Below are 5423 nucleotides of genomic sequence, written 5' to 3'. Positions count from 1 at the left end.
GAAAACTACCTCGCCGCCATCAAACTCATCTCGACACGCATCTGGTGCCAAACGTAATGAGTCTACGGCCTAACGAACCCTGCTAACGCGATTTTCTAAGTTCTTGATTTTGTTTATAAAAATTGGCTGGGGAACCTGGAATTCCAGCAACAGCCTTTTCGCCCCTATTCAAACTGTTGAAATCACTAATTTTTGTTGTGTTTCAGGCGGTTGACCGTGTAAGCACTGCTAATGTTGGGTGCTAATGTTTGCACTGTCAAGGAAGCCTAATGTCTCGGCGTGACGACCTCCACCGACGCGGCGCGGTCTACTATCTTCTGATCCATGTGCCGGCCGATTTACAGCCGGCAATGGACGGTAAGAAGCAAATCTGGCGCTCTCTCGGCACCACTGATTATGCTGAAGCGAAGCGGCGCAAGGCAGCGCTGAAAGACCAATGGATAGCTACCTTTGACGAGATGCGCCGGAAGCGCGACCTGACCGACCACGATATAGGCGTGGCTGTCTGGCAGCACTATGCGACCAATTTGAACGAAGGGGATAAGATCAGGCGCGACCGCCCTACCCCGGATCAGATCGAGCGAGCTACAGAAAAAGCCTACGCGGACGCGCGCGCTTCGGCCACATTCGATGACGGCTTCGCCGCAACCGTCAACGCCATGACTGATGTCGAAATCCTGATAGGCAAAGCGGATTGGGATGCGCGTCGGCGGGCAACCCGGTTGAACCGCCTTCAGTTTGATCTTGCATCCGGCGACACCCGCCTGATTGAGATTGAGGCCGATCAGTTTCTGTCAAAGCATGGCTTTAGGATCGAGCGGCACGGTGAGCGCTACCGCGACCTTTGCTTCAAGCTGATGCGCGCCGACATCGAACAACTGAAACGGCTCGCCGAGCGCGATCAAGGCGACTTTACGGGTAAGATCGCCGATCCGATCGTGGTCGAGGCGCATTTCGAGGAAGTCGAGACGCCGAAGCCGCGCGAAAGCATCATGGATGTCTTTGGCCGGTTCGAGCGAGAAAACCCGCGCGGCGTCCGCCCTGAATACATGACCCAAATCCGGCGCGACGTGCAGCATTTCGCTGATTTCGTCGGCGGCACCATCCGCCCGTCCAAGATAACCAAGCGCTTGGTGAGCGACTGGAAAGACGCGCTGGCTGAATGGCCGGTCAAGGCGACTGAAACAGCAGCTTTCAAAGACCTGTCCGTGCGCGACACAATCGAAGCCAATAAGAAGCTGGATAAGCCCAAGCCGACCCTCACCCGCAACACGATACGGCGCTACATGTCGAGCCTCAGCGCATACGCGCGATGGTTGTCCAATAATGGCTGGCTAGAGCACAACCCCGTGTCCCGTATGCTTCCTGACAAGGTAGGCCCGGCGAACCCGCGCGATAGCTTCACCGATGCTGCGCTTGGAAAGCTCTTCGGCTCGCCTCTGTTTCGCACATGCTCGGGCGATGAATGGCGTAACGCTTACAAGCCGGGCAACGTCGCCGTGCGCGATCACCGCTTTTGGATACCCATCGTCATGCTCTACAGCGGCGCGCGGCCGGGGGAAATTGCTCAACTGCAAACCGGCGATGTCCGCGAGCATCATGGCGTCTGGATCATGCACATCACCGACGAGGGCGACGGCGACAAGCGCACGAAGACGGAAAGTTCAAAGCGCGTCGTGCCGCTGCACCCCGAATTGATCCGCGCTGGCTTCCTCGACCACTGCCAGAAGATGGCGAAGGCTGGCGAGGCGCAAATCTTTCCCGAACTGGTCATCCCGAAAGTTGGGCAGATCGCTGCCGAGTTCTCACGCGAGTTCAATCGATACCTGACGAAGATCGGCGTCAAGACCAACAAGGCGATCGTGACCTACAGCCTACGTCACACATTCACCGATCGCGCCCGAAGGGCTGGCTTCATGAACTCGGAGATTGCGCTGATAGTCGGCCACGACAAGGCGACGCAAACGGGCAAATACGGAAATGAGAAGGAAGGAACTATCCAGCAGCGTCGGGCGATCATCGAGGCTGTGCAGTATCCTGACCTTGGATTAGCTTAGATCATAAATCGCATGAAAAATCAATGAAATTATTCCTATTTATTTGCTTGTGAAAGGATTCACACGCCGATTCGCGCATGAGACAATATTCCCAAGTTGAGTTCTTGGAGTGTTGTTGCGTTGCGTGGTGTGAAAGATTTGAAGCGTTGGTTTACAGGCGAGACCGAACGAAAATCGGTCTCGCTTAACGACCCTGATGCTTATGGCATCTTCGGCATCTCGCCGACTATCTCCGGTCCCTCGATCAATGCCGCGACCGCCTTGCGCGTCCCGGCCGTGTTTTCCGCAATTGCGCTCGCCACCGGCGCGATCGGCTCGCTTCCTGCCAAGGTGTTCTTGTCCTCGCCTGATGGTGGGAAGCGAGCCGCAAAGGATCATCCCGCATATCGTCTTATCCATGATGAGGCGAACGATTGGACTTCGGCCGGCGAGCTTCGCGGCCAACTCACGGCCGACGCGCTCTTGCATGGCAGCGGCTACGCCTTCGCCAACCGTGTGAACGGCCGCGTGATCGAGTTCATCCGGCTCGATCCGCGCTCGATCACCGTCAAGATTGACGAGGCGAGCGGCGAACCGTCCTACGTCCATCGCGTCGATAGCCGCGAACGCACTTACAGCTTCCGCGACATTCTCCATATTGCCGCCCCGCTTGGCGTCTCGCCAATCAGCGCCGGCAAGGAAGCGATCGGCCTCGCATCCGTTCTTGAACGCCACGCCGCCCAACTCTTCGGCAGCGGCGCGCGTCCGTCCGCGATCTTGTCGAAAGAGAACAAGGCCGGCACCGGCACCGATGGCGGTGCATCCGTCATCACCAACATTCGGAAGGCGTGGCGCGCATGGCAGGCCAACGGCAACGCCGACCCGCTCTTTCTTGATGACGGCTGGACCTACAACCCGGCGACGATGACTTCGACCGATGCGCAGTTCTTGGAGAACCGCCGTTTCCAGATTGAGGAAATCGCCCGGCTCTTCCGCGTTCCGCCGCCGATGCTCTTCGATCTGACACGCGCCACGTGGTCGAACTCGGAAGAGATGGCGCAACAGTTCCTCACCCTGACGCTTCGCCCTTGGCTGGACGCATGGGAATGGGCCTATGCCCGCGTCCTGCTTTCGGCCGAAGAGCGCGCCGATGGCTACTATGTCGAGTTCATCCTTGACGATCTTCTGTCGGCCAATGCAGCCACGCGCGCCACCACCTATGCGCAGTATCGCGCCATGGGCGCGATGACGGCGAATGAAGTGCGCAGCGGCTTGAACCTTCCCGCCAAGCCCGGCGCTGACACTCTCGACAATCCCAACATCACGCCCGGCGCACCTTCCGGCGAGAACGACAACACCATCCCCAGAAAGGACGCCGCGTGAAGCACGTCGCATTCTTCGGCGACGGCGAACGCACCTTCGCCTTGCCGTTCCCCCTCATTGAAGAGCTTCAACGCAAGACCGGCGTCGGCATCGGCGCGCTCTTTCAGCGTATGCGCTCGCTCCATTTCTCGATCGCCGACATTTCCGAAACGATCCGGCTGGCGCTGATCGGTGGCGGCAATGATCCGAAGGAAGCCGCCGCGCTGGTCGCGACCTACGTCCAGACCCGGCCGCTCGCCGATTCCATCCCCCTCGCATTCGCCATCCTCGAAACCGTCTGGCTCGGCTCACCGACGACCAGCCAGGACGATCAGCGACATGAGGCCGCCCATGGATAAGCTCGAAATCAAGGCGTCCTTCAGCGTTGACGACGCCGGCACCATCACCGGCTTGGCTTGGCCATTCGGCTCGCCCGATCGCGTCGGCGACCTGATCGAGAAAGGCGCGTTCAACCCCGCCGCCGCAATGCCCGTCCTTTACGAGCACGACGCCACCAAAGTCATCGGCGTCTGGGAAGCCATCACCGAAACCGATGCTGGCCTTGAAGTGAAAGGCCGGCTCTTCCTCGATAGCGTGCCGCTTGCCCGCGAAGTCCATGCGCTTGTGAAGCGCGGCAAGGCCGGTGGCCTGTCGATCGGCTTCCGCGCCACGGAAACGAAGACGCGCCCGGATGGAAATCGCACCATCGTCGCGCTCGACCTCGCCGAAATCTCCATCGTCGCGAACCCGTGTCACCCGGACGCACGCATCCTCACCGTGAAGTCCGCAGGTGGCGCGGCACAACCTCCCAAGGAAAATCATATGGAAGCTGAACTTCAGAACAAAACGGAAACGAAGGCCGATCCGGTCATTGACGCCAAGGCGCTGGATGCGTTGAAGGCCGAAGTGAATGCCCGGCTCGTCAAGATCGAGGCGAAGAGCAACCGCCCGCTCGCCGCGAACACCAATCACCCGACCGGTGAAAACGACAACATTGAAGTGAAGGCGTTCGCCGACTTCCTTCGCGGCACCGAACTGGACCGCAAGGCGCTCACGGTCGCGACCGACGCGCCCGGCTACATCCTCGCACCGGAAGACCGTTCCGGCGAGTTCCTGCGCAATCTGGTCGAGTTCTCGCCGGTTCGCTCGATCGCCGACGTCCGTTCGACCGGCTCGCATACGATCATGCTGCCGAAGCGCCTGTCCGTCACCAATGCCAAGTGGAAGGGTGAAACCGTCGCTTCCGAAGCGTCCGAACCGACCTTCGATCAGATGGAACTGTCGATCAAGGAAATGACGACGCACGTCGATATCGGCAATTGGCTGATCGAGGATGCCACGCATGACGTTGAAGCCGAAGTCCGCCTTGCGCTCGCCGAAGACTTCGCGGCCAAGGAAGGCATCGCTTTCGTCAACGGCTCGCTCGCGTTGGAACCGAAGGGCTTCATGACCGACGCCGGCATTGTCGAGTTCGACAACGGCCATGCCGCCGACATCGACCCGGATGCCCTGATCGCGCTCATGTATGCGCTCCCGGCCGTCTACCGCAATCGCGGCACATGGGCGATGAACGGCACCACGCTTGCCGCTATCCGCAAGCTGAAGGACGCTCACGGCAACTATCTGTGGCAGCCGTCCTATCAGGCAGGCCAGCCGGAAACGATCCTTGGCCGTCCCGTGGTCGAGCTGGTCGATATGGCCGACATCGCCGCCGACGCCGAACCGATCATTTTCGGCGACTTCAAGGCCGGCTATCGCATCTATGACCGGATCGAGCTTGCCGTTCGCCCGAATCCCTACCTTCTGGCAACCGAAGGGCTTGTCCGCTTCCATGCTCGCCGCCGTGTCGGCGCTGGCGTGGTGCGCACTGATGCCTTCCGCAAGCTGAAGATGGCAGCGGCCTAAGACCATGCGGCTCGCATCTGACCCTATCACGATCGCGGTGGACGGCGTTAGCGCAACGCTTCGCCCGTCGCTGCGAGCCGCCTATCACCTTCAGCGCCGGCATGGTTTCCCGGCGCTGAT

Annotated in this window: 4 protein-coding genes; all 4 read left to right on the top strand. The window is 59.8% G+C overall.

What is annotated here, in order from left to right; all coding sequences use genetic code 11:
• The first annotated feature begins 269 nt into the window (after positions 1-269).
• Positions 270-2057 (top strand): site-specific integrase, encoded by a 1788-nt coding sequence (locus tag PZ895_RS00495; protein ID WP_275837077.1) that lies wholly within the window; start codon positions 270-272, stop codon positions 2055-2057.
• A 138-nt stretch (positions 2058-2195) separates the two neighbouring features.
• Positions 2196-3419 carry a phage portal protein gene (locus tag PZ895_RS00490; RefSeq protein ID WP_275837076.1) on the top strand — a complete coding sequence of 408 codons (1224 nt, stop codon included), beginning with the start codon at positions 2196-2198 and terminating at the stop codon, positions 3417-3419.
• On the top strand, positions 3416-3757 hold the full coding sequence (locus PZ895_RS00485; protein WP_275837075.1) for a gene transfer agent family protein: 342 nt from the start codon (positions 3416-3418) through the stop codon (positions 3755-3757). Before PZ895_RS00490 ends, PZ895_RS00485 begins: the two co-directional genes overlap by 4 nt.
• Positions 3750-5303, top strand: coding sequence for a phage major capsid protein (locus PZ895_RS00480; protein ID WP_275837074.1), 1554 nt, complete (start codon positions 3750-3752; stop codon positions 5301-5303). The genes PZ895_RS00485 and PZ895_RS00480 overlap by 8 nt, the downstream gene beginning before the upstream one ends.
• Positions 5304-5423: the final 120 nt, after the last annotated feature.

The sequence above is a fragment of the Mesorhizobium sp. YIM 152430 genome, from assembly GCF_029210365.1.
Classification (GTDB): domain Bacteria; phylum Pseudomonadota; class Alphaproteobacteria; order Rhizobiales; family Rhizobiaceae; genus Aliihoeflea.
This window is presented reverse-complemented; position numbering and strand designations above follow the sequence as displayed.